This is a genomic window from Actinoplanes sp. URMC 104, assembly GCF_051386375.1.
Lineage (GTDB): Bacteria > Actinomycetota > Actinomycetes > Mycobacteriales > Micromonosporaceae > Actinoplanes.
In genome coordinates, this window is the sequence record NZ_JBPQTO010000007.1 from 484,906 (window position 1) to 507,953 (window position 23,048).

Sequence of the window (23,048 nt, forward strand, 5' to 3'; positions counted from 1 at the left end):
TCGTGCGGCCCGCGCTGACGACCCGGCGCGGGTACGGCGAAGACGACATCGATGAAAGTACTGTGCCGCGGCTACTCGGAGTACGTGCCCGGTGGCGCACCCGGATCAAGATTTTCGGCAATGTGGCACATCTCGGTGAACCGGCCCGGTGAGGGCGGCGTGTGGGAGGCAGGCGGGGAAGCGAACAGAACGGGAGAAGACCGTGAGCAAGCGCAGCAGGACGATCACGATCGTAGCCATGCTGGCCGGTCTGGCCGGCGTGGCGGCCTGCGGGAACCAGGCGGCGCCGACCGAGGCCGCGGCCGGGCAGGTGCCGGTGGCGGTGCAGGGCTCGGCGGCCCCGGTCAACCCGCAGGGCCCCGGTGAGCTGCCCGACCTCGCGGGAGCGGGCGCAGAAGGCGGCCTGCCCGAGGTGGCGGAGACTCCCGAGGCGGCCGAGCCGACAGAGACGCTGCCGGCCGACGAGGGCGCGCAGCAGCAGGAGGCGGAAGAGCAGGCCGCGCCGGAGCCGGAGCCGTCGCCCACGGTCGCCAAGACGCAGAAATGGGTCAAGATCTTCAGCGGTCCGTCGCAGCAGGACATCACGCCGCCGAAGTCGCGCACCAGCGGCAGCAAGACGGTCGAGCTGAACGCCACCGAGAACGAGAAGATCGGCACCTATGTCGCCGACGGTGCCGGCCGCACGCTCTACCGCTTCGACAACGACTCGAACAAGCCGCCGAAGTCGGTCTGCAACGGCGACTGCGCGACGGCCTGGCCGCCGCTGCTGATCAAGTCACCCGGCAAGATCTTCCCGAACGGCATCGACCCCAAGATCCTGGGGTACGTGGAACGCGCCGACGGCACCTGCCAGGTGACGATCAACGGCTGGCCGGTCTACTACTTCGTCGCCGACGCCAAGCCGGGCGACATCAACGGCCAGGGCCTCAACGGCAAGTGGTTCGCGATCAAGCCGGACGGCGGCAAGACCGCCGGGGCGCCGGCGAGCCCGGCCGTGAGCCAGCCCGGCAAATAAGACCTTGCTCCTATCGGGGGCGTGCCCGGCGGGTGGCGGACCGCCGGGCACGACTGTGTCCGGGCGAGCCAGGTGTCACGGAATGCGGCGGGCGACGCGGCCGCCGTACACGTAGCGGCCGTCCTGCAGGAACGTGAGCATCGGGTGACGGCCGTCCACCGGCTCGGTGCCGACGAACGTCGCGCCGTCGAGCGGGACGTAGCGATGGGTCGTCACGGGCTCGTCCCACTCCGCGGCGAAACCCAGCGGCGTCGTGGTCACCTCGAGGCCGTCGCCGGAGACGCCGACGTCGTACCGGGCCATCGGGTACTCGTAGCGGCCCGCGTACGCCGACGGGACCGGCGCGTACGGACCGGCCGGCGGCGTGGGGCGCGGCGGGACAGTAAGCCCGGTCCACCTCTGGACGACCGCGTCGAGCACCGCGTCGAGGAAACCCGGGGCCGCACCGCCGTTCGCGTGGATCGCGACCACCAGCCGGTGCGCGGGCACCACCCGCCACATCGTGAACTGCCCGATCGTCAGCCCGTCGTGGCCGTACGCCGCCTCGCCGTCCCACGCGAACAGCTCGGGGCCCAGCCCGCGCCGGCCGCCGCCGCGCACGGCCGGGCCCGGCAGGGTCAGCTGCGGCGACGTCATGGCGGCGACCGCCTCGGCGGACAGCAGGCGCTCGCCGGCCTGGGTGCGGCCGCCGGCGAGCAGCATCTGTCCCAGCCGGACCAGGTCGCGCGGAGCGGCGCAGGTGGTCGCCCCGGCCGGCGCCTGCGAGCGGGCCATCTGCCAGGGCCGCGCCACGGTGTTGCCGGCGTGCATGTGGCCGGCGGAGGCCCGGAACAGGACCGCCTCCTCGGCGAACAGGGCCATGTGCCGCGCGCCCAGCGGCTCGATCAGCCGCTCGCGCAGCACCGACTCCCAGGTGCCGCCGCGCAGCCGGGCCACCAGGGCGCCGAGCACGCTGTAGCCCGCGTTGCAGTACGAGTACAACGTGCCGGGCGCAGTCACCTGCTGCGCGTGGCCGCCCAGGTGCGCCAGGAAGCGGTCGAGCGCGTCGTCGCCGCGTCCGGTGTCGGTGAACAGGTCGCCGTCGAAGCCGCCGGTGTGCAGCAGGAGCTGGCGTACGGTCACCGTCTCGGACGCGTGGGCGTCGACCACCGCGAACTCGGGCAGGTGGCGGCGCACCGGGTCGTCGAGGCCGATCAGCCCGTCGTCGACCAGCTGCAGCACGAGCGCGGCGGTCCACACCTTGGTGACCGACCCGATCTGGTAGACGCTGTCCGGCGTGGCCGCGACGCCGGTGTCGCGGTTGAGCACGCCGGTCGCGGCCTCGAGCAGCTCGTCGCCGTGGCCGACCGCGATTGCCGCGCCGGGAACGTCGTACCGGGCAGCGGTTTGATCCAGAAGACCCTGCAGCACCGCCTCATCCTAGGTATTAGCCTCGGCTCATGGTGGACCCGTTGCCCCGGTTCCCGCAGGGGTTCCTGTTCGGCTGTTCGACGGCGGCGTACCAGATCGAGGGCGCCGTGCACGAGGACGGGCGCGGGCCGTCCATCTGGGACACGTTCGCGCACACGCCGGGGCGGACGCTGGGCGGGGACACCGGCGACGTGGCGTGCGACCACTACCACCGCTTCGGCGAGGACGTGGCGCTGCTCGCGGATCTGGGCGTGGGGGCGTACCGGTTCTCGATCGCCTGGCCGCGGGTGCAGCCGACCGGCAGCGGCGGGCCGGACGCGGCGGGGCTCGGCTTCTACGACAGGCTGGTGGACGCGTTGCTCGAGCGGGGCATCGTGCCGCTGCCGACGCTGTACCACTGGGACCTGCCGCAGGCGCTGGAGGACCGCGGGGGCTGGCTCGACCGGGACACGGCGGCGCGCCTGGGCGACTACGCCGGGCACGTGGCGGCGCGGCTCGGTGACCGCGTACGGCGGTGGATCACGCTCAACGAGCCGGTCGTGCACATGGCGCAGGGGTACGCGTACGGCACCCACGCCCCCGGCCGCTCGCTGCTGCTCGATGCCCTGCCCGTCGCGCACCACCAGCTGCTCGGGCACGGGCTCGCCGTGCAGGCGTTGCGGGCCGCCGGAGCGCAGGAGGTCATGCTCACCAACAACTGCACGCCGGTGTGGGCCGACGGCGACGACCCCACGCCCGCGGCCGTCTACGACGCGTTCCACAACCGGCTGTTCAACGATCCGGTGCTGCTGGGCTCCTATCCGGACTTCCTCGCCGCCGCGCTCGACCCGGTCGTCCACGACGGCGACCTCGCCACCATCCGCACGCCGATCGACGCGCTGGGCGTCAACTACTACAACCCCACCCTGGTCGGGGCCGCGGCTCCGGACGCCCCGCTGCCGTTCGAGCTGCGCCCGATCGAGGGCTACCCGACCACGGCGTTCGGCTGGCCCGTGGTGCCGCAGGGCCTGACCGAGCTGCTGACCGGGCTGCGCGACACGTACGGCGACGCGCTGCCGCCGGTCTACATCACCGAGAACGGCTGCTCCACCACCGAGGGCACCGACGACCGGTTCCGCATCGACTATCTGGACGCGCACCTGCGGGCCGTGCACGCGGCGATCGCCGCCGGCGTGGACGTGCGCGGCTACTTCGTCTGGTCGCTGCTCGACAACTTCGAGTGGGCCGAGGGCTACAGCCAGCGGTTCGGGCTCGTCCACGTCGACTTCGCGACCCTGCGGCGTACGCCCCGGGACTCCTACCACTGGCTGCGCAGCGTCATCGGCTCCTGACCCGTGCCGGCTGACGCCCGCTTCAGGAGAACAGCGCGCTGTAGCCGTTGAGGGCGGGCTGGCCGCCGAGGTGGGCGTAGAGGACGGTGGCGTCGCGGGGGATCTCGCCGCGGGCGACCAGGTCGATGAGGGCGGCCATGGACTTGCCCTCGTAGACCGGGTCGGTGACCATGCCCTCGGTGCGGGCGGCCAGGCGCATGGCGTCCAGCGTGGACTCGTCGGGGATGCCGTACGTGCCGGCGTGGTAGCGCTCGTCGAGCAGGATCTCGTCGTCGCTCAGGTCGCGCTGCAGGCCGATCAGCTGCGCGGTGTTGCGGGCGATCCGGGCGACCTGGCTGCGGGTCTCGGCGGGCTTGGCGGAGGCGTCGATGCCCAGCACGCGCCGCGGGCGGCCGCCGGCGTCGCGCAGCGCGGCGAAACCGGCGATCATGCCGGCCTGGGTGCTGCCGGTCACCGAGCACACGACGACGGTGTCGAAGAAGACGCCGAGCTGCTCCTCCTGGGCCTGCACCTCGTACGCCCAGTTGGCGAAGCCCAGACCGCCGAGCCGGTGGTCCGAGGCGCCCGCCGGGATCGCGTACGGCCTGCCGCCCGAGGCCTGGATGTCGCGCAGCGCCTGTTCCCAGCTCTCCTTGAAGCCGATGCCGAACTCCGAGCGCACCAGCCGCACCTCGGCCCCGGCCAGCCGGCTGATCAGGATGTTGCCCACCTTGTCGTAGACGGAGTCGGGCCAGTCGACCCAGCTCTCCTGCACGAGCACGCACTTGAGCCCGACGCGGGCGGCGACCGCGGCCACCTGGCGGGTGTGGTTGGACTGCACGCCGCCGATCGAGACCAGCGTGTCGCAGCCCTGGGCGAGCGCGTCGGCGACGAGGTACTCCAGCTTGCGGGTCTTGTTGCCGCCGTACGCGATGCCGGAGTTGCAGTCCTCGCGCTTGGCCCAGACCGCGGCGCCGCCCAGGTGGGCGGTGAGCCGGTCGAGCCGGTGCACCGGCGAGGGGCCGAACAGCAGCGGGTACCGGTCGAACTCGATCATGCGATTCCTTCCAGCGAGCGCCAGATCAGCGCGGTGAGGCGGGCGGCCTCGGGGGCATCGCCGGCAGCGCAGGCGGCGATCAGGTCGTCGTGCCGCTCGACCGAGCGGCGGGCGCGGCTGTCCGCGAACTGCAGCCGCTCCAGCCGGCGGATCAGCGGCGTGTACCGCTCGATGGTGGCGGCGAGCGCGCGGTTGCCGCTGGCGCGCACCAGCACACCGTGCAGCTCGTCGTCGGCGGCCATGGCGGCGTCGACGTCGCCCCGTCGGGTGGCCGCCTCGAAGCGCTGGTTGGCCGCGCGCATCGCGTCGAGGTCCGCGGGCGACAGCGACCCGGCCGTGGCGCTCGCGGCGAGCTCGTGCATCGCCCGCACCACGGCGGCGGCGTCGCGCACCTCGCGCGGCACGACCGGGGTCACCCGCGTGTAGCTCTGCGGCTTGGTCTCGACCAGGCCCTCGTCGGCGAGCCGGGCCAGCGCGTCACGCACTGGGGCGCGTGAGAGGCCCAGGCGGTCGGCCAGCTCCGCGCTGTTGAGCGCGGAGCCGGGCGCGAGCTCGCCGCGCACGACGGCGTCGCGGATCGACTCGTACGCCGTCTCCCGCAGCAGCCGCCGTTGCACCCTCTCCACAACTGAAATGTTAGATGCCAGCGAGGCGTCGAGCAGCGTGGCGCTCGTCACAGGGCCCGCTCCCCGGGGTGCGGACCAGGGCGTCTCCCTGGGTCGGCGGGGACCGGGCCTGTGCCAGCGTGAACAGGCATCCGCGAGAACGACGAGAGGTGCTTCCGTCATGGATTTCAAGCTCGAGGTCATCGTTCTTCCCGTGTCCGACCCCGGCCGGTCCCTCGCCTTCTACCGGGGGCTGGGATGGCGGCTGGACGCCGACTTCACCACCGACCCGAAATTCCGGGTCATCCAGCTCACGCCGCCGGGGTCCCCGGCCTCGGTCATCTTCGGCGCGGGCCTGACGAACGCGGCGCCGGGCAGCGCGCAGGGTCTGCACCTGGTCGTCGACGACATCGAGGCGGCCCGCGAGCAGCTGGCCGGGCAGGGCGTCGCGGTCAGTGAGGTGTTCCACGACGCCGGCGGCATCTTCCACCACGCCGGCACCGAGGCGCGGGTGCCGGGCCCCGACCCAAAGCGCGCCAGCTACGGCTCGTTCGCCTCGTTCGAGGACCCGGACGGCAACGGCTGGGTGCTGCAGGAGATCACCGAGCGGCTCCCGGGCCGGTGACGACCGTGACCGCCGACTACGACGTGATCGTGCTGGGCGGCGGCGCCCCCGGCGAGCACTGCGTCGGCGACCTCGTCGGCGGCGGCCTGCGGGTCGCCGTCGTCGAGCAGCGCCTGGTGGGTGGGGAGTGTTCCTACTACGCCTGCATCCCCTCGAAGACGCTGCTGCGCCCGGGCGAGGCCGTGCACGGCGCCCGGGAGGCGGCCGCGACCGCCGACGTGGACGTGCGGGCGGCGCTGGACTGGCGCGACTTCATGGTGTCCGGCTACGACGACACCGGGGCGGCCCGCTGGCTGCAGGACAACGACGTCGACCTCGTACGGGGTCACGGCCGGCTCGCCGGTCCCGGCGTCGTCGAGGTCGACGGGCTGCGCTGCACCGCCGAGCACGTCGTGCTCGCCACCGGCTCCGACCCCGCGATACCGCCCGTGCCGGGTCTGGCGGAGCTGGCCGGCGTGTGGACCAACCGGGAGGCCACCGCGATGCGCGAGGTGCCGCGCCGGCTGCTCGTGCTCGGCGGCGGCCCGGCCGGGATCGAGCTGGCCCAGGCGGTCCGCCGGTTCGGCGCCGAGGTGGTGATCGTCCACTCGGGTGAGCACCTGCTCTCCCGGGAGCCGGCCGAGCTCGGCGACGCGCTGGCCGAGGTGCTGCGGCGCGACGGCATCGAGGTCGTGCTCGGAGCCCGGGCGACCGGCGCCCGCCGGGACGGCGACGACTACGTGCTGCTCCTCGGCGACGGCCGCGAGGTGCGGGGCGACCGGTTGCTGGTGGCGACGGGCCGCCGGATCCGGGTGGACGACCTGGGTCTGGAGACCGTGGGTGTCACGGCCGGCCCGCGCGGCATCCCGGTCGACGCCCGGCTGCGCGCCGCCGAGCGGCTGTGGGTGGTGGGCGACGCCACCGGCGCGTATCTGCTCACCCACGTCGGCAAGTACCAGGGCGAGGTGGTGGCCGCGAACATCCTCGGCGAGGTCCGTGAGGTCAACTACGACGCGGTGCCGCGCGTGGTCTTCACCGATCCGCAGGCGGCCGCGGTGGGCGCCACCGAGGCCCGGTTCAGCGCCACGGCCGCGCTCAACCAGATCGCGAAGACCGAGACCTGGACCCGCGAGTACGCCACGTCGAACGGCTTCCTGACGCTGCTCAGCGACGGCGAGCGGCTCACCGGCGCGTACGCCCTGGGCCCGGAGGCGGGCGAATGGCTGCAGCAGGCCACCCTCGCGATCCGCGCGCGGGTGCCGCTGGACGTCCTGCGGGACACCATTCAGCCGTTCCCCACCTTCTCGGAGGTCTTCGTGGGGGCGCTGGCGGCGTTGCGCGCCGAGGTGAAGCTATGACGACGACCGCGCTGCGCAGCCGGATCGGGGCCGCCCTCATCGCCGCCACCGTGCTCGCCTCGATGGTCGGGTTCCTCGACGCGAACGTGGTCACCGTCGCGGTGCCGGCCATCGAGCGCGACCTGGGCGCCTCGGTGTCCGCGCTGCAGTGGACGCTGACCGGCTACCTGCTGACCGTGGCGGCGCTGCTGCTGCTGTCCGGCGCGCTGGCCGACCACTTCGGCCGCAAGCGCATCCTGGTGACCGGACTGCTGGTGATGCTGGTGTCCTCGGTGCTGTGCTCGCTCGCGCCGACGCCGGGCACGCTGGTCGCGGCCCGCGTCGCGCAGGGCGCCGGCGCGGCCCTGGTGGTGCCGACCAGCCTCGCCGTGCTCAACGGCACGCTGCGCGTCGCGGACCGGGCGCGGGCGATCGGGATCTGGGCGGGCCTGGCCACGATCGGGACGACCGTGGGCCCGTACGCGGGTGGCTGGCTCGTCGACCACGCGGGCTGGCGCTGGATCTTCGTGCTCAACGTGCCGCTCATCCTGCTCGCCCTGCTGGCGCTGCGGGTCGTGCCGGAGGCCGCCGTCGAGCGGCGCCCGCTCTCGCCGGACCTGGCAGGGGCGGTGCTGGCCGTGCTCGGGGTCGGCGGCGTCGTCCTCGCCCTGACCCGCGGCGCCGCGCGGGGCTGGACGGACCCGGTGGTGCTGGTCGCGGCGGTGGCCGGCGTGGCCGCCCTGGCCGTGCTCCTGCCGGTCGAACGACGGGTGCGCGCGCCGATGGTGCGGCTGTCGCTGTTCCGGTCGCGGCAGTTCGACGCCATCAACGTCACCACGGTGCTGTTCTACGGCGCGCTCGCCGCGGGCGGCTATCTGCTGGTCCTGCAGTGCCAGCTCGTGCTCGGCTGGTCGGCCACCGCGGCCGGCGCCGTCGCGATCCCGAACTCGCTGCTGTTCCTCACCCTGTCCCCGCTCAGCGGTGCGCTGGTGGCGAGGTTCGGCCCGCGCCTGCTGATGACCGCCGGCATCCTCGCCGTCGGCGCCGGGATGGCGCTCGTGTCCGGGGCGCAGTCCGGCTCGTCCTATCCCACCGCTCTGCTGCCGGGCATCCTGCTGCAGGGGCTCGGCCTCGGGCTGGCCGTCACCCCGCTGACCGCGGCGGTGCTGGCCGCCGTGGACGACAGCGACCTGGGCGAGGCCTCGGCCGTGAACGACGCCGCCTCGCGCATCGGCGGGGCCGTGGCGATCGCCGCCGTGCCGCTGCTGATCGGCGCGGGCCGCGAGGATCTCGGGAGCGCGCTGGCCGGTGGCTTCCGGCCGGCCATGCTGACGCTGGCGCTGATCTGCGCGCTGGCGGCCGCGGTCACCGCGGTCTTCGTCACCGACCGCCGCACCACCCGGCCGGCGCCGGCGCTCGCCCCGCCCGCGCCGCACGGCTGCGCCCTGCCGGTGACGCCCCCGGCCGCCACGCCGGCATCCGTACGGACCTGAGGAGACAGACATGCCCAGCTTGCACGGCCAGACCGTCGTCGTGATCGGCGGAAGCGCCGGGATCGGCCTGGAGACCGCCCGGCTCGCCCGCTCCGAGGGCGCCGAGGTCGTTCTCACCGGACGCGACCCGGACCGGCTCAAGCAGGCCGGCGCGGAGGTGGACGCGGTGAGCACCACCGCGTTCGACGCCGGCGACCCGGTCCGTCTGGCCGCGTTCTTCGCCGGCCTGCCCGGCCCGATCGACCAGGTGCTCGTCACCGCGGGCGGCCCCTACTACGGCCTGCTCGCCGATCTCGACCTCGACGAGGCGCGACGGCACATCGGCGCCGAGCTCACGCTGCCGCTGCACGTGGCCCGCGCGGCCACCGGGCGCGTGAACCCGGGTGGCACGCTGCTGTTCGTCGGTGGCACCGGCGCCCGCCGGCCCGCGCCGGGCCTGGTGGTCACCTCGGCGATGAGCGTCGCGCTGCCCGCGCTGATCGCCGGCCTGGCCCTGGAGATGGCGCCGATCCGGGTCAATCTGATCGCGCCCGGCTTCGTGGACACGCCGCTGTCGGCGCGTCTGCTCGGCGACGACCTCGAGACGCGGCGCCGGCAGCTGCGGGACACGCTGCCGATCGGCCGGGTGGTCGGCCCGCGCGACGTGGCCGCCCTGGCCGTGCACCTCATGGCCAACACCGCCCTGACCGGGGCGACGTACGACATCGACGGCGGCCAGCAGCTGCTGCGCGCCTGATGCGAGGAGGGAACATGACCGACCCGCGAACCGAGATCGGGACGCTGGCGCGGCTGTTGCACGAGACCGCCGAGCGGCACGGCTCGTTCGAGGCTGCCGCGCCGCCGCACGACTGGTGGGACTGGTACGCCCCCTACCTGGCGTCGCGGCAGCACGGCAGCACTCCCGACGAGGCGGCCGCGGCCGCCGACCGGTACATGGCCGAGGTGAGACACGTGGTGGCGGACCGCGGCTGAGTGACGGCCCGGTCAGCCCCGGCCGGCCGGGAACGACACCACCTGCTGGTAGGTGGGCCGGTTCTGCCAGGTGATCGGGGCGTGCTCGATGCCGCCGAGCGGGGCGTGCACGATCGCGTCGGCGCACCACTGGTCGCCGGCCGCGCAGAGCTCGTCGCCGGGGTAGGTGGTGGTCGCCGGCTCCGCGAGCGCCCCCGCGAGGCTGGTCAGCAGGGTGGTGCGGCAGGCGGCGACCGCGCCGCCGCCGCAGTACGGGCGCGGCCACTGCGGCACGGCGTCGCCGAGGACGGCACGCAGGTCCTTGTCGACCCAGCCCCACCAGCCGTACTGGAAGGCGGAGCCCTTGTGGGCCTGCTCCTCGTTGGCGGATCCGGGCAGGCTCGAGGTGGGCCCGGTCTGGCCGCCGGACGGCGACTCGTTGATCTGCAGCGTGTCGACGAGCGCGCCGAACAGCCCGTCGCCGAGCCCGCCGCGGAACTGCGCCTCGACGAGCCGGGGCCACCACGCGTCGAGGATGCGGATGGCGTCCGCGTCCCGGTAGGCCCTGCTGCCGGCCGCGGTCTCCTCGCGGTGGGCGCCCGCGGCGAGCCAGGCGCGCAGCCTGGTGACGGCCTGGCTCAGGGCCGGGTCGGTGACGGGTGCGGTGTCGATGACCCGCAGCAGCGTGGGCAGCACCTCCGCGCCGCGCAGGTCGGTGGTGCCGGCCGACGCGACGAGCTTGAGCAGCGAGGCGCGGTCGAACTTCTGCCCGGCGGCCAGGGCGCGGCGGATCGGGACGTCGAGCAGGTCGGCGCGGTGCACGGCGCTGAAGCTGAAGTTGCCGTCGGCCGCCGAGTACCCGGGCGCCTGCTTGTTGTTCCAGCTGACGAAGTAGTCCTGGTTCACCGCCTGCGGACGGGCGGCCGGCGGGCGGTACGCGGCGGTGTTGCCCGCGGGGTTCCAGCCTTCCCACTCGTACGCCGGATCGGCTCTCGTCGGCAGGTTGGGGTCGGCGCCCGCCGGGCGGATCGGTTCGGCGCCGGAGGTGACGTACGCGGTGTCGGCGGAGTTGACGTAGAACCAGTTGAACGCGAAGACGATCTGCGAGGCCGCGTTGGTGAACGCGGCGGGGGTGCCCATCTGGTCGGGCTCGTTGAACATCTGGAAGCCGATCGCCGAGTCGGCCTCGTGGCGGTAGGTGGAGCGCAGGCTGGTGAACGCGACCGGTTCGCCGCCGACCAGCCCGCGCCACGTGACCAGGCCGTAGTTGGTGCGCAGCACGGTGAGGCGGTACGAGCCGGCGGGCGTGGCGTCGGCGACGGTCGGCTTCCACGCGTTGGTGCGGGTAAGCGCTTGCATGGGCAGGCACTGGCCGTGGTAGAGGTAGTGCGCCGAGGCCGTGGTGGGTGCGCCGCCGCCGGGTTCGCAGAGCTTCACGGCGTACGTGTCGGTGATGTCCTGGACGCTGCTGGTGGCGCTCCAGGCGTAGTCGGGGCCGCGCCCGATGAGCGTGTAGAGGTTGAGCCCGGCGAAGGCGATGCCGCGGCTGCTGATCCCGGGGCCGCGCAGCTCCTGCAGCATGAGCAGCTGCGGGGCGAAGTACCCGGTCTGCGGGCCGAACACGGCGACGGGGTGGCCGGTCGCGCTGTGGGCGGCCGAGACGATCGCCGCGTTGGACATGCCGCGGGCGCGGCCGCTCATCGGCCGCAACGCGCTCCTCGCGGACGAACCGGTGGTGGCGGATCCGGTCTCGTCGAAGACCAGCGGCTCGGGAAAGGCCTTACCCGGATCAGGCATGGCGACACCCGCGGCGTTGGGATCTCCGTTCCCGTACGGGAAGGTCTGTCCGTTGTGCACCGTGAGCACGGCCTCGGGGTCGTTCTGCGAGCGGAACTGCTGCCAAAGCTGGTCCCCGGCCGTCGTGCCGTACTTGGCGCGGGCGGCGATGCGGACCAGCGCCGACCGCATCTCCTCGCCGCCGCCCCGGCCGAACAGGCCGCCGATCACGCCGGCGACCGCGATCAGGTCGGCCGGCACGAACGGCTGGGGGCCGCCCCGGTTGGTGATCGCGTCGAGGTGGCCGGTCAGCACGTACTCGCCGGGGCAGTCGCGGGCGGCCATGCAGTCGGCGACGTACTTGTTGACGCCGGCGATGTACTGCTGCACGTCGGCGTAGAGCTGGGCGCCGCGCGGGCCGCTGGTCCGCAGCGCGTCGATCTGGGCCTGCAGGTCGGCTTCGGTGTACGGCGAGGTGCGCCAGACGCTCTGCTCGAGCGCGCGGTTGCCCTCGGCGCCGCCGGCGAACGGGGTGAGCCGGCCGCGGGCGACGTGCCGCAGCAGATCCATCAGGAAGAGGCGGTCCTGCGCTCCGGCGTACCCGGCGCCGTACATCGTGCCTGCCCGGGTGGTGCCGGTGATGTGCGGGATGCCGCGGGCCCGGTCGCGCACGATCGTGACGTCGGCACGCGGCGAGACGGTGCTCGCCACGTCGCGGGCGGCGACGCCGTACGAGCTGTCGTTGAAGAAGGCGTTGATCTGCTGCGGGGTCAGACCGGTGTAGCTGTGCGCGAGGGCGGCGTACGGGGCGAGCTGGTCGTCGGAGTGCGGCGGCTTGAGGCCGAACGCCTGCGACGCGAGGATCTGCAGCAGGTCGGCGTCGCCGTTCTGGCCGGGCGGCAGGATGTCGGAGCACTCCCCCAGGCAGTAGTCGTCGGGGGCGTACGCCTTCGCGGCTTCCGCGGCGGGCGCGGCCCCGGCGGGCCGGGCGAGGACCGGAGTCAGGAGGAGTCCGATGAGGACGAGACACGTGCGTCGGCGCATGGCGGTGGCCCTTCTGGAGGAAGGTGACGCGAACGCGAAAAGAATTCATACATGTTAAAACGTCGATGCGTGCGGCCGCTAGACGCCCGGCGGGGTCATGCCGCGCGCGGCAAGCCGAGATAGATTGCGAGCAACGCTCAAGGATCGACGTGGGGGACGGTTCATGACGCCGACACAGCTGCGCGCGTACTCAGCCGTGGTCCGGCTCGGCTCGGTCAAGCTGGCCGCCGCGCAGCTGTCGGTGTCGGAGTCGGCGGTGTCGCTGCACATCGGGCAGCTGCGCCGGGAGCTCGGCGACCAGCTGTTCTCCCGTACGGCGGCGGGTCTGGCCTTCACCCCCGGCGGGCTGCGCCTGGCCAGCCGCGCCACCGAGCTGCTCGGGCTGCAGGACATCACCGTGCTCGAGGTGAGCGCCGCCGGGCGCGGGCGGCGGCTGCTGCGCGTCGGGGCGTCGAGCCTGTTCGCCGAGCACGCCGCGCCGGGCCTGATCGAGCTCTTCGCCGGTCGTGCGGCCGACCTCGACGTGGAGCTCAGCGTCCGCGATCCGGGCACCTTCGAGGCGCTGCTGGCGAGCCGTACGGTCGACATCGCGATCGGGCCGCCGCCGGCCGTGCTGGATCCCGCGTTCGCCGGCCGGCCCGTGATGAACTACCGCATCGTGGTCGTCGCCGGGCCCGACCACCCGGTCGTCGCGCTGCGCCCGTCCGCCGCGCAGCTGCGCGACCAGACCTGGCTGCTCGGCCCGTCGGCCGCCGCCACCGTCGGCGCCGTCCCCGACCTGCTGCGCCGCCTCGGGGTGCCGGAGAAGAACCAGCAGATCTTCCAGAGCAACGCCGCCGCCGTCGAGGAGGCCAAGCGCGGCCGCGGCCTGACGCCGGCGCTCTCGTTCGCCGTCGCGCCGGACGTCCGCAACGGCAGCCTGGTGCAGCTGCCAGGCGCGCAGTGCGCGGTCGAAGCCAGCTGGTACGCGCTTACCCTGGCCGACCAGGGGGCGCCTTCGGCTGCCGCCGAGCTGTCACGGTTCGCCTCCACGCCGCGGGCCATCCAGGCGATGATGCGCGGCGCGGGGGCCAAGGTGGGGCACTTCCGGCCGTCGGTGCACGTGACGCTCTGGAGCTGAGCGTGGCCTCCTGAGCTCTTCGCGCGGCCCGGTCGCGGCCTTGCCTGCGGGCGCTCGGCGGCCGCCCGGCGAACCGTCCTGCAGCAGAGCGGCGGCGGTCGTCAGATCCTGGAACGTCGCCGCGGGGAGCAGGCGGTCGCAGAACGGGAGGGCCGCGGCCATGCCCCCCACGCGCGGGGCGAAGCCGGGGGCGCTCGCCCGGGGGTTGAGCCAGAGAATGCGGTGGGCGCGGCGGCGCAGCCGGGCCATGGCGGTCTCCATGGCGGACGGCGGGTCGCTGTCCCAGCCGTCCGAGGCGATGAGCACGAGCGCGCCGCGGAGGGCGTTGCCGTGGTGCGAGTCGAGCAGGGCGGCGATGGTGGTCGCGATCCGCGTACCGCCGAAACGGTCGGTCACCAGCTCGCCCGCTCGGGCGACGGCCTCGGCGGCGGAGGTGTCGCGCAGAGCGGGCGTCAGCCGGGTCAACGTCGTGCCGAAGGCGAACACCTCCGCGTCGGCGACCAGCGCGAACGCCCGCATCAGATGCAGGTAGGCGGTAGCCTGCGCCCGCATCGACTCGCTGACGTCGCACAACAGCACCACCCGGCGCGGGCGGCGGACCGGGCGTTCGCGGATCAGCTTCGCCGGTTCCCAGCCCGTGCGGCGCGCCCGGGCCATGGTGGGGCGCAACGCGATCCGCCGGCCCGAGGAGTCCGCGGCGTGGCGGCGGCTCCGCCGGGTCGGCCAGCGGGCGAGGGCCGCCCGCAGCGTCTCCCCGAGCAGCGCGGTCCGGGCGTCGTCGAGCTCCTCGAAGGGCAGCTCGGCCAGCGCCGCGAGGTCGCTGGGGCGGCGTTCGGGAAGGCGCTGTCCCGAGCCCGTGGGCTCGGCCGCCTCCGCGATCGGCGGCAGGGTCGCCCACGGCAGCCCTCCCCCGGCCGCCAGCTTTTCGTCGCCGTCCGGGACGGGCACGTGGACATCGTCCCGCCCGGCCGCGGGCGGGTTGGCCCGGCGGGTCACGGGCAGAGGGGGCGCGTCGGCGAAGACGGCCGCGAAGACCTCGTCGAAGATGCTCAGATCCGGCTGCCGACGGACGAGCGCCACGCGCGCCGTCCAGTAGAGCGTGTCGAGCGAGAGGGGCGGGCTGACTTCGAGTGCGTGCACGAAGTCGCCGGTCTCCGTGAGCCCGGCCGCCAGTCCGGCGCCGCGCAGCCGGTCCACCAGCGCGACGGCCAGCGCGGCCCGGTCCGTGCCCCGCAGCAGCATCGGCCGGGTGCGCGGCGGGCCGGCTGAGGGTCCGGGCGCGGCTGCCGGATCGGACCCGGGCAACCCTGCCGGATCGATCCCGGCGGCACGCGCCGGATGCGTTCCGAGGGTTCCGGCAGGGTCCGTTACGGGCGCGGGTTCTGAACCCGGCCTGTCCACAGGGTCAGCGCCGGGCAACGCGCCACACGATGACCGCTGCGATCACGGCCACGCCTACGGCGATCGGGATGGCGCGCTTGTAGACCGAGCTTCCGGCTACGGCGAGGAGGTCGAGCGGTTCGGGGTCGGAGGTGGCCGCGATCGTGCGGGTCGAGCCGGATGCCGCCGCGGCGGCGGCTCCCGAAGTGGTGGTCGGAGCGGGTGGGGTCGTGGTGGCCGGCGGGGCGGCGACGGCGTCGGCCCTGTCGGTCGTCGTGACGGTGGCCAAGGGCTCGCTGCCGGCCACGGCGGGGACGGCGGGCTCCGCGGCGCCTGCCTCGGCCGGTATGAGGTTGGCGGTGAGTGTCTGAGGGCTGGGCGTGTCGGGGGTGGGCCTCGGGGCCGGCGAGCCGGGTGCCAGCACTGCCGCCGTATCGGGGGCTGTCCCCACAGCCGCGGTCGACGGGGTTCCGCGGGATGAGCTGGTGGCGTCGACGGATCCGCCTTCGACAGGGGTGCGATTGCCAGGAGCGCCATCCACAGCAGCGCGATCCACAGATGCGCCACCCACAGCGGCGCCACCCACAGCAGCGGGCCCTACGACGCCGCCATCCACAGCAGCGGTGTCCACAGGCAGGCTGTCGTCCACAGGCGGGCTGTCCCCAGGCGCGGTGGGGTCGGGGGCTGTGGACGGGCTCGCGGCCAGCTTTGCCTCCAGGTTCGTGACGAACTGGGCCAGCAGCTTGCTCGAGATCTCCTTGATCATGCCGCTGCCGAACTGGGCCAGCTTGCCGCTGATCTTGAGGTCGGTGTCGACGGCTACGAGCGTACTGTCGCCTGCCGGTTCGAGGACCGCGGTGACCAGGGCTGTGGCGTTGCCGCCGGCGCGGGCGTCGCGGCCCTTGGCGTCGATGACCGCGCGATGGGCGGAGGCGTCCTTCTCGACGAACCTCGCCGTGCCGGTGAAGTCGGAGATCACGGGGCCGACCTTGACCTTGACTTTGCCCCGGTAGACGTCGCCGTCCACGCCGGTCAGGGCGGCTCCGGGCAGGCACGGGGCGATGCCTTCGAGGTCGGTGAGCACCTGCCAGGCGCGGTCGATGGGGGTGTGCACCGTGAACTCGTTGGTGATCTTCATAGCGTCTCCTGAGTGACGGCGAGGGCCACGGTGGTCCGGTCGTCGGGGGTCTTGGCGATCGTGCCGAGGGTGCTGAGCACGTCGGCGGCGGCCAGGTCGGTCACGCCCAGCGCGGACAGCGCCGACACCCAGTCGATGGTCTCGGCGAGGCCGGGCGCCTTGTCGAGGTCCCTGTGCCGTACGCGTCCGATGAACTCGGCGGCGCTGCGGATGAGCGGCTCGGACGCTCCGGGTACGGCGCGCCGCACGATCTCGGCGGCGCGGGCAGGGGTCGGGAACTCGATCCAGTGGTACAGGCAGCGGCGGCGCAGCGCGTCGTGCAGGTCGCGGCTGCGGTTCGAGGTGAGCACGACGATCGGCGGGCACGCGGCGGTGAAGGTGCCGAGCTCGGGCACGGTGATCGCGGCCTCGCCGAGGAACTCGAACAGCAGCGCCTCGAACTCGTCGTCGGCGCGGTCGATCTCGTCGATGAGCAGCACCGGCGGGGTGGGGCCGGGGTGGCGCACGGCCCGCAGGACAGGCCTTTCCTGCAGGAACTCGGCGGTGAACAGGTCGGCGTCGGACAGTTTCTCCTGGCGGGCCTCGGCGAGCCTGATCGCCAGGAGCTGACGCTGGTAGTTCCACTCGTACAGCGCTTCGCCGGCGGTAAGGCCTTCGTAGCACTGGAGCCGGATCAGTGGCGTGTCGAGGGCCGAGGCAAGGGCTTTCCCCGCGGCCGTTTTGCCCACGCCGGGCTCGCCTTCGAGGAGTAAGGGCTTTCCCAGTCGCAGCGCGAGGAACATCGCCATCGCCAGGCCGTCGTCGACGAGGTAGTCGACGGCGTCGAGGCGCGCCCGGACCTCCTCCGGGTCCTTCACCGCACCTCACCGGCCAGCAGGCGCTCGTAGTCGGCGCGGGTGTCCACGTCGATCGGAGTGGGCCCGTCCACGGCGACCTCGGTCACCGGGTAGGCGCCGGAGTGCAGAAGTTTCCACACCGCCTTGTCGCCGTGCAGGTGCGCCAGGTCGGGAAAAACCTCGCGGCGGAAGAGGAACGGGTGGGCCGGCCCGTCGGTGTAACGGCACACCGCCACGGGCGTCGGCGCGGCCAGCAGCGACCGGACGGACGACACGCGGACGCCGGGCTGGTCGCCGAGCAGCAGGATCAGGGAAAGGCCTTTCACCGTGGGAATCGCGGAGCTGACGGACGAACCGCAGCCCGACGAGTAGGCGGCGTTCTCGAGCACCGTGCAGCCGGACAGGTCGACCCGCGAGCGGATCTCGTCGGCCGATCCGCCGAGCGTGACCAGCAGCTGGTCGAACCCGCACGAGCGGGCCAGGTCGAGCGTGGCATCCAGCAGCGTCCGGCCGCGGTAGGGCAGCAACTGCTTGGGCTCGCCGAGCCGCAGCGAGCCGCCGGCCGCCAGCACCAGACCGGTGACGGTCATGGGCTACGCCGCCACGAACTTGTCGCGGCACCGCACACAGCAGAACCAGTGTTCCTGACCGTCGACCACGGCGTGCGGGGTGTCGTCGTCGACGAAGACCGTCATGCCGCAGACCGGATCGACGGTCTGCCGCGGCGCACGCGGGGAGGGCGAGGGAAGGAAGGGCGCGGGGGTGGGCAGCGAAAAGGCCGGCTGGCGGGGCGCCGAGGTGAGCGCAGATGCGGCAGGCGCGGAAGGCGACGCACCGACCGCCGGGGAGACAGGCGTGGCCGGAGCCGGCGCGGAGAAGGCAGTTCCGGCCGGATCAGGAGTTGGGGAAGCCGATGCTGCGGACGCAGAGGCGGCCGGCGCGGAAGACGGGGGCGCCGGATCGGCGGGCCTGGGAGAGGTGGACGCGCTGGGGAGAGATGTGGGCTCGGAATGGGAGGTCGGCGGCGGCGTGGTGGGAGGAGAAGTCAGAACGCCCCGGTGGGACTCCTGGATCAGCTCGGCCAGGATGGAAAGGGCGATCTCCTTGGGCGTACGGGCGCCGATGTCCAGGCCGGGATGGGGGCGGACGCGGGAGCGCTCGGCGGGCGTCAGGGCCATCTCGTCGAGCAGGGCGGCGCCGCGGCGGCGGCCGGCCACCAGGGCTATGTAGGGAACGCCGGCGTCGAGGGCGGCGCGGACGGCCTGCTCCTCGTTGCGGCCCAGGCCGGCCACGACGACGGCCGCGGCGCCCTCATAGGTGGTGGTCACCTCGAAATCGAGGAACTCGGCCAGGGAGGTCACGGCCGCGCCGATGGGGGTGGCGCCGACCACGGCCAGCAGGGGCTTGGGCAGCACGGGACGCAGGAAGATCTCGATGGCGCCGCCGGAGTGGCACGGGTTGACGACGACCAGGGCGCCGGGGGTGTCGGGAAAGGCTGCGCCCCGGGGGGCAGCACGCGCAGCAGCACGGTGTTGCCGTCGCGCAGGGCGTCGAGGGCGGCGGCGCGTACGGAACTCTCGGCGCACACCCCGCCCACGAAACCCTCGATGGAGCCGTCGTCCAGGATGAACGCCTCGTCGCCGGGGCGGGCGGACGTGGGCGCCTGGGCACGCACCACGGTGGCGTGCACGTACGGGCGCCGGGAGCGGGCGAGCTCGGCCGTGGTGGTCATCAGATCGGGGGCGTCGCGCGGCCACGCATGGCGTCCCACACCCGCGACGGGGTGAGCGGCATGTCGGCGTGCCGGACGCCGTACGGCGCAAGCGCGTCCACGACGGCGTTGACGATCGCCGGCGGCGAGCCGACCGTGGCGGACTCCCCCACCCCCTTGGCGCCGATCGGATGGTGCGGCGACGGCGTGACCGTGTAGCCGGTCTCCCAGTCGGGCACCTCGAGCGAGGTCGGGATCAGGTAGTCCATCAGCGACGCGCCGAGGCAGTTGCCGTCCTCGTCGAAGGCGATCATCTCCATCAGCGCCATGCCGACGCCGTCGGTGAGCCCGCCGTGGATCTGTCCCTCGATGATCATCGGGTTGATGCGGGTGCCGCAGTCGTCGACCGCGATGAACCGGCGCACCTTCACCTGCGCGGTGCCGGGATCGATGTCCACGACGCAGATGTAGGCGCCGTGCGGGTACGTCAGGTTCGACGGGTTGTAGCAGATCTGCGCCTCCAGCCCGCCCTCGACGCCCTCGGGCAGGTCGCCGGCGCCGTGCGCGCGCATGGCGATCTGCTGGATGGTCACCGACTTGCCGGGGTCGCCCTTCACCGCGAAGGCGCCCTTCTGCCATTCCAGGTCGGCGACCGTCACCTCGAGCATCGACGACGCGATCAGCTGCGCCTTGTCGCGCACCTTGCGCGCGACCAGAGCCGCCGCCGCGCCGGAGACCGGAGTGGACCGGCTGCCGTACGTCCCCAGGCCGAACGGCGTCTGGTCGGTGTCGCCGTGCACGACGTCGATGTCGGCCGGCGGGATGCCGATCTCCTCCGCGATGATCTGCGCGAACGTCGTCTCGTGCCCCTGCCCCTGCGTCTTGACCGACAGCCGGACCACCGCCTTGCCGGTGGGGTGCACGCGCAGCTCGCACCCGTCGGCCATGCCCAGGCCGAGGATGTCCATGTTCTTGCGCGGGCCGGCGCCCACCGCCTCGGTGAAGAACGCGATGCCGATGCCCATCAGCTCGCCGCGTGCCCGTTTCTCGGCCTGCTCGGCGCGCAGCTCGGCGTATCCGGCGATGTCCATGGCCTGGCGCATGGTGGGCTCGTAGTTGCCCGAGTCGTACACCCAGCCGGTCTTGGTGGTGTAGGGGAACTGCTCGGGCCGGATGAAGTTCTTCAGGCGCAGCTCCGCCGGGTCCATCTCGAGCTCCGCGGCCAGGCAGTCCACGATGCGCTCGACCAGGTACACGGCCTCGGTGATGCGGAAACTGCAGGCGTACGCCACCCCGCCGGGCGCCTTGTTGGTGTAGACGGCGGTCATCTTGCAGTACGCCGCCTCGAGGTCGTAGCTGCCCGTGAAGACCCCGAAGAAGCCGGCCGGGTACTTCACCGGCGCGGCCGTGCCGTTGAACGCGCCGTGGTCGGCCAGCACGTTCGTCCGGATGGCAAGGATCTTCCCGTCGCGGGTGGCCGCGATCTCGCCGCGCATGATGTAGTCGCGCGCGAAGCCCGTGCTGATGAGGTTCTCGGACCGGTCCTCCATCCACTTCACCGGCTTGCCGGTGACGATGGAGCCGACGATCGCGCACACGTAGCCCGGATAGATGGGCACCTTGTTGCCGAAGCCGCCGCCGATGTCCGGCGCGATCACCTGGATCTTGTGTTCGGGCAGCCCGGCCACGATCGCGTAGAGCGTGCGGTGCGCGTGCGGGGCCTGGGTCGTCGACCACAGCCGCAGCCGTCCCTCGACCGGGTCGAAGTCGGCGACCGCGCCGCAGGTCTCCATCGGCGCCGGGTGCACGCGCGGATAGACGATGTCCTGCTGCACGACCACGTCCGCCTTCGCGAACACGGCCTCGGTCGCGTCGGCGTCGCCGGTCTCCCAGTCGAAGCAGTGGTTGTCCTGCTTGCCCTCCAGGTCGTCGCGGATGACCGGCGCGCCCGGCTCCAGCGCCCGGCGCGCGTCGACGACCGGGTCGAGCACGTCGTACTCCACGTCGATCAGCTCGAGCGCGTCGCGGGCGACGTAGCGGTCCTCGGCCACGACGAACGCGACCTCCTGACCCTGGAAGCGCACCTTGTCGGTGGCCAGCACGGCCTGCACGTCGTTGGAGAGCGTCGGCATCCACGCCAGCCCCAGCCCCTTGAGCGTCTCGCCGGTGACGACGGCCTTGACGCCGGGGGTGGCCTCGGCGGCGCTGGTGTCCACGCTGACGATGCGGGCATGCGCGTACGGCGACCGCAGGATCGCCAGGTGCAGCATGCCCGGCAGCTGGACGTCGTCGACGAAACGGCCCCGGCCGCGCACCAGCCGCGGGTCCTCCTTGCGCAGCATGCGCCCGTAGCCGACGGGCTTCTGGTCGTTGTCGTGGAAGTCCGTGAACCGGGACTCGTGCACTGTGGTCACTGGTTCACCGCCGCTTCGTGGACGGACGCCCAGCGCACCGACCGGATGATCGTCGAATAACCCGTACACCGGCAGATCTGACCGGAGATGGCCTCGCGGATCTCGGCGTCGGTGGGGTCGGGATTGCGGTCGAGCAGCGCCCGGCAGGTCATCATCATGCCCGGCGTGCAGAACCCGCACTGCAGGCCGTGGCACTGCATGAAGCCCTGCTGGATCGGGTCGAGCTCCGCGCCCTTCGCAAGGCCCTCCACCGTACGGACCTCGTGCCCGCCGGCCATCGCGGCGAGCACGGTGCACGACTTGACGGGCTCGCCGTCCAGCCACACCACGCAGGTGCCGCAGTTGCTGGTGTCGCAGCCCCAGTGCGTGCCGGTCAGGCCGAGCACGTCGCGCAGGAAGTGCACGAGCAGCAGCCGTCCCTCGATCTCCCGCGTGACCTCGACGTCGTTGACGGTCATCGTGACCTGCATGCCTCAGCTCCTCGCCCGTTCCACGGACCGGCGCAGCGTCCGCCGGGTCAGCTCGTCGGCGAGGTGGCGCTTGTAGTCCGCGCTGCCCCGCTGGTCGGTGGCCGGCTCGCAGCTGCGCGCCGCGATCGCGCCGGCCTGCTCGTACAGTTCCTCGGCGGGCGCGTGACCGCGCAGCGCGGCGGAGATCTCCGGGATGCCTGTGGTGTTGGGGCCGACGGCGGCCAGCCCCACGCGCGCGTCGGCGATCGTGCCGTCGGCGGCCAGCCAGACCGCGGCGCCGGCCGAGACCACCGCCCAGTCCCCCGCGCGGCGCTCGACCTTCTCGTACGCGCTGCCGCCGCCCGGCCGCAGCGGCAGCCGGATCTCGGTGAGCATCTCGCCGTCGCCGACCGCCGTCTCGTACGGCCCGACGTGGAAGTCCGCCATGCCGACGACCCGCTCGGCGCCGCCCGGGCCGCGGATGACGCAGCTCGCGTCGAGCGTCGTACACACCGCGGACAGGTCCTCCGACGGGTCGGCCTGGCACAGCGAGCCGCCGAGCGTGCCGCGGTTGCGCACCACCGGGTCGGCGATGACCCGCTCGGCGTCGCGGAAGATGGGGAACGCGGCCGCCAGCTCGTCGGATTCGAGCAGCTCGCGGTGCCGCGTGAGGGCCCCGATGCGTACGCCGTCGGTCTCCACCCGGATGTAGCCGAGCTCGTCGTGCAGCGGGTTGATGTCGATCAGGTAGTCGAAGTTCGCCAGCCGCAGCTTCATCATCGGCAGCAGGCTGTGCCCGCCCGCCACCAGCCGCGCCGAGCTGCCCAGCCGCTCCAGCAGCCCGATCGCCTGATCCACACTGGTGGCACGCTCGTACTCGAACGGAGCCGGCACCTGCACGCTGCACCTCCATCGATTGGGCAGCAATCTTTCGCGCCGGGCGTCCAAAGTCAACAGCTACCTAAGGGATGCCTTAAGTTGCTCCGCGTAGCCGGATGCCGCGACGAATTCGGTGACAAGGTTCACCGCCGGGCCGGCCCGGTATCGCGCCGAACGAGCGCGGCTCCGCCCGGATGTCCGTTGCGAGATCGGCCCGGGCTTCCGGTCCGGGACGAACGAGGCGCACGGGACGGCTGAGAAAAGGTGCCGAACCCCGGATCCCGGCCGATCGTCCTGGGGTGCGGCCGCAACGCCGGTCGCGCCAGGCCGCCCCGGGACGCCGAGTCCCGCCCACCGGGGGCGGCCCGACCTGTCACCGACGGAACTTCAGTGGGCGGGAACGGGGGAACCAGACTGCCGGTCAGCGATGGCCGGCTCGGGGTGAGGTCGCGCGAGCGACGGGCCGCCTTCAGGCCTAATCCGACAGCTAACCTCGCAGGCGGTTGAAGGACCGAGGAT

Annotated in this window: 21 protein-coding genes and 1 riboswitch; of the genes, 8 read left to right on the forward strand and 13 right to left on the reverse strand. The window is 73.2% G+C overall.

Features of this window, described 5'->3' with window-relative positions:
• Positions 1-202: 202 nt before the first annotated feature.
• Positions 203-1,015, forward strand: coding sequence for a hypothetical protein (locus ACSNN8_RS23790; protein WP_436651581.1), 813 nt, complete (start codon positions 203-205; stop codon positions 1,013-1,015).
• A 75-nt stretch (positions 1,016-1,090) separates the two neighbouring features.
• Here ACSNN8_RS23790 and ACSNN8_RS23795 read toward each other — a convergent pair whose 3' ends face one another.
• Positions 1,091-2,425 (reverse strand): serine hydrolase domain-containing protein, encoded by a 1,335-nt coding sequence (locus ACSNN8_RS23795; protein ID WP_436651583.1) that lies wholly within the window; start codon positions 2,423-2,425, stop codon positions 1,091-1,093.
• 29 nt (positions 2,426-2,454) lie between these two features.
• On the opposite strand from ACSNN8_RS23795, the gene ACSNN8_RS23800 reads away from it, so the two are divergent.
• On the forward strand, positions 2,455-3,756 hold the full coding sequence (locus ACSNN8_RS23800; RefSeq protein WP_436651584.1) for a GH1 family beta-glucosidase: 1,302 nt from the start codon (positions 2,455-2,457) through the stop codon (positions 3,754-3,756).
• Between the two features lie 22 nt (positions 3,757-3,778).
• Here the strand turns inward: ACSNN8_RS23800 and ACSNN8_RS23805 are convergent, their stop codons facing one another.
• Together ACSNN8_RS23805 and ACSNN8_RS23810 are read right to left on the reverse strand one after the other, a co-directional pair.
• A complete protein-coding gene (locus tag ACSNN8_RS23805) occupies positions 3,779-4,792 on the reverse strand; it encodes a 1-aminocyclopropane-1-carboxylate deaminase (RefSeq protein WP_436651586.1) in 1,014 nt (337 codons plus the stop codon).
• Entirely contained in the window at positions 4,789-5,418 is a 630-nt protein-coding gene (locus tag ACSNN8_RS23810) for a GntR family transcriptional regulator (RefSeq protein ID WP_436651588.1), read from the reverse strand. Before ACSNN8_RS23810 ends, ACSNN8_RS23805 begins: the two co-directional genes overlap by 4 nt.
• A gap of 160 nt (positions 5,419-5,578) precedes the next feature.
• Between ACSNN8_RS23810 and ACSNN8_RS23815 the strand changes: the two genes are divergently transcribed.
• Genes ACSNN8_RS23815 through ACSNN8_RS23835 form a run of 5 tightly spaced genes read left to right on the forward strand, consistent with a single transcriptional unit; the run spans position 5,579 to position 9,803 of the window.
• On the forward strand, positions 5,579-6,022 hold the full coding sequence (locus tag ACSNN8_RS23815; protein ID WP_436651589.1) for a VOC family protein: 444 nt from the start codon (positions 5,579-5,581) through the stop codon (positions 6,020-6,022).
• A gap of 5 nt (positions 6,023-6,027) precedes the next feature.
• Positions 6,028-7,359, forward strand: coding sequence for a dihydrolipoyl dehydrogenase family protein (locus tag ACSNN8_RS23820; RefSeq protein ID WP_436651591.1), 1,332 nt, complete (start codon positions 6,028-6,030; stop codon positions 7,357-7,359).
• On the forward strand, positions 7,356-8,831 hold the full coding sequence (locus ACSNN8_RS23825; RefSeq protein ID WP_436651592.1) for an MFS transporter: 1,476 nt from the start codon (positions 7,356-7,358) through the stop codon (positions 8,829-8,831). Before ACSNN8_RS23820 ends, ACSNN8_RS23825 begins: the two co-directional genes overlap by 4 nt.
• Positions 8,832-8,841: 10 nt before the next feature.
• On the forward strand, positions 8,842-9,567 hold the full coding sequence (locus tag ACSNN8_RS23830; protein WP_436651594.1) for an SDR family oxidoreductase: 726 nt from the start codon (positions 8,842-8,844) through the stop codon (positions 9,565-9,567).
• A 14-nt stretch (positions 9,568-9,581) separates the two neighbouring features.
• A complete protein-coding gene (locus ACSNN8_RS23835) occupies positions 9,582-9,803 on the forward strand; it encodes a bleomycin resistance protein (RefSeq protein ID WP_436651596.1) in 222 nt (73 codons plus the stop codon).
• Between the two features lie 12 nt (positions 9,804-9,815).
• Here ACSNN8_RS23835 and ACSNN8_RS23840 read toward each other — a convergent pair whose 3' ends face one another.
• Complete coding sequence (locus ACSNN8_RS23840; RefSeq protein WP_436651598.1) at positions 9,816-12,602, reverse strand: penicillin acylase family protein; 2,787 nt, start codon at positions 12,600-12,602, stop codon at positions 9,816-9,818.
• Positions 12,603-12,765: 163 nt separating this feature from the next.
• Here ACSNN8_RS23840 and ACSNN8_RS23845 point away from each other — a divergent pair, with 163 nt between their 5' ends.
• Complete coding sequence (locus ACSNN8_RS23845; protein WP_436651600.1) at positions 12,766-13,722, forward strand: LysR family transcriptional regulator; 957 nt, start codon at positions 12,766-12,768, stop codon at positions 13,720-13,722.
• On the opposite strand, the gene ACSNN8_RS23850 is transcribed toward ACSNN8_RS23845, so the two are convergent.
• The 9 genes from ACSNN8_RS23850 to ACSNN8_RS23890 all read right to left on the reverse strand — a co-directional run bounded on the left by ACSNN8_RS23850 (position 13,618) and on the right by ACSNN8_RS23890 (position 22,550).
• Positions 13,618-14,964 (reverse strand): vWA domain-containing protein, encoded by a 1,347-nt coding sequence (locus tag ACSNN8_RS23850; RefSeq protein ID WP_436651602.1) that lies wholly within the window; start codon positions 14,962-14,964, stop codon positions 13,618-13,620. The genes ACSNN8_RS23845 and ACSNN8_RS23850 overlap by 105 nt on opposite strands.
• 163 nt (positions 14,965-15,127) lie before the next feature.
• Positions 15,128-16,240 (reverse strand): SRPBCC family protein, encoded by a 1,113-nt coding sequence (locus tag ACSNN8_RS23855; protein ID WP_436651604.1) that lies wholly within the window; start codon positions 16,238-16,240, stop codon positions 15,128-15,130.
• Complete coding sequence (locus tag ACSNN8_RS23860; RefSeq protein ID WP_436651606.1) at positions 16,237-17,097, reverse strand: AAA family ATPase; 861 nt, start codon at positions 17,095-17,097, stop codon at positions 16,237-16,239. The genes ACSNN8_RS23855 and ACSNN8_RS23860 overlap by 4 nt, the downstream gene beginning before the upstream one ends.
• Positions 17,094-17,666, reverse strand: coding sequence for a nucleotidyltransferase family protein (locus tag ACSNN8_RS23865; protein ID WP_436651608.1), 573 nt, complete (start codon positions 17,664-17,666; stop codon positions 17,094-17,096). The genes ACSNN8_RS23860 and ACSNN8_RS23865 overlap by 4 nt, the downstream gene beginning before the upstream one ends.
• 3 nt (positions 17,667-17,669) lie before the next feature.
• A complete protein-coding gene (locus ACSNN8_RS23870) occupies positions 17,670-18,491 on the reverse strand; it encodes an XdhC family protein (protein ID WP_436651610.1) in 822 nt (273 codons plus the stop codon).
• Positions 18,434-18,808 carry an XdhC family protein gene (locus ACSNN8_RS23875; RefSeq protein WP_436651612.1) on the reverse strand — a complete coding sequence of 125 codons (375 nt, stop codon included), beginning with the start codon at positions 18,806-18,808 and terminating at the stop codon, positions 18,434-18,436. Before ACSNN8_RS23875 ends, ACSNN8_RS23870 begins: the two co-directional genes overlap by 58 nt.
• Positions 18,808-21,201, reverse strand: a complete 2,394-nt coding sequence (locus ACSNN8_RS23880) for an aerobic carbon-monoxide dehydrogenase large subunit (protein WP_436651614.1) — start codon at positions 21,199-21,201, stop codon at positions 18,808-18,810. The genes ACSNN8_RS23875 and ACSNN8_RS23880 overlap by 1 nt, the downstream gene beginning before the upstream one ends.
• Positions 21,198-21,671, reverse strand: coding sequence for a (2Fe-2S)-binding protein (locus ACSNN8_RS23885; RefSeq protein WP_436651616.1), 474 nt, complete (start codon positions 21,669-21,671; stop codon positions 21,198-21,200). The genes ACSNN8_RS23880 and ACSNN8_RS23885 overlap by 4 nt, the downstream gene beginning before the upstream one ends.
• A gap of 3 nt (positions 21,672-21,674) precedes the next feature.
• Entirely contained in the window at positions 21,675-22,550 is an 876-nt protein-coding gene (locus tag ACSNN8_RS23890) for an FAD binding domain-containing protein (RefSeq protein WP_436651618.1), read from the reverse strand.
• Positions 22,551-22,896: 346 nt separating this feature from the next.
• Positions 22,897-23,047, forward strand: a riboswitch (cyclic di-AMP (ydaO/yuaA leader).
• Position 23,048: the final 1 nt, after the last annotated feature.

Coding starts and splice junctions, on each gene's coding strand:
- ACSNN8_RS23800 (WP_436651584.1), top strand. CDS start 2,455: ATGGTGGACCCGTTGCCCCGGTTCCCGCAGGGGTTCCTGTTCGGCTGT.
- ACSNN8_RS23805 (WP_436651586.1), bottom strand. CDS start 4,792: ATGATCGAGTTCGACCGGTACCCGCTGCTGTTCGGCCCCTCGCCGGTG.
- ACSNN8_RS23815 (WP_436651589.1), top strand. CDS start 5,579: ATGGATTTCAAGCTCGAGGTCATCGTTCTTCCCGTGTCCGACCCCGGC.
- ACSNN8_RS23825 (WP_436651592.1), top strand. CDS start 7,356: ATGACGACGACCGCGCTGCGCAGCCGGATCGGGGCCGCCCTCATCGCC.
- ACSNN8_RS23830 (WP_436651594.1), top strand. CDS start 8,842: ATGCCCAGCTTGCACGGCCAGACCGTCGTCGTGATCGGCGGAAGCGCC.
- ACSNN8_RS23835 (WP_436651596.1), top strand. CDS start 9,582: ATGACCGACCCGCGAACCGAGATCGGGACGCTGGCGCGGCTGTTGCAC.
- ACSNN8_RS23840 (WP_436651598.1), bottom strand. CDS start 12,602: ATGCGCCGACGCACGTGTCTCGTCCTCATCGGACTCCTCCTGACTCCG.
- ACSNN8_RS23845 (WP_436651600.1), top strand. CDS start 12,766: ATGACGCCGACACAGCTGCGCGCGTACTCAGCCGTGGTCCGGCTCGGC.
- ACSNN8_RS23850 (WP_436651602.1), bottom strand. CDS start 14,964: ATGCTGCTGCGGGGCACGGACCGGGCCGCGCTGGCCGTCGCGCTGGTG.
- ACSNN8_RS23855 (WP_436651604.1), bottom strand. CDS start 16,240: ATGAAGATCACCAACGAGTTCACGGTGCACACCCCCATCGACCGCGCC.
- ACSNN8_RS23865 (WP_436651608.1), bottom strand. CDS start 17,666: ATGACCGTCACCGGTCTGGTGCTGGCGGCCGGCGGCTCGCTGCGGCTC.
- ACSNN8_RS23875 (WP_436651612.1), bottom strand. CDS start 18,808: ATGACCACCACGGCCGAGCTCGCCCGCTCCCGGCGCCCGTACGTGCAC.
- ACSNN8_RS23885 (WP_436651616.1), bottom strand. CDS start 21,671: ATGCAGGTCACGATGACCGTCAACGACGTCGAGGTCACGCGGGAGATC.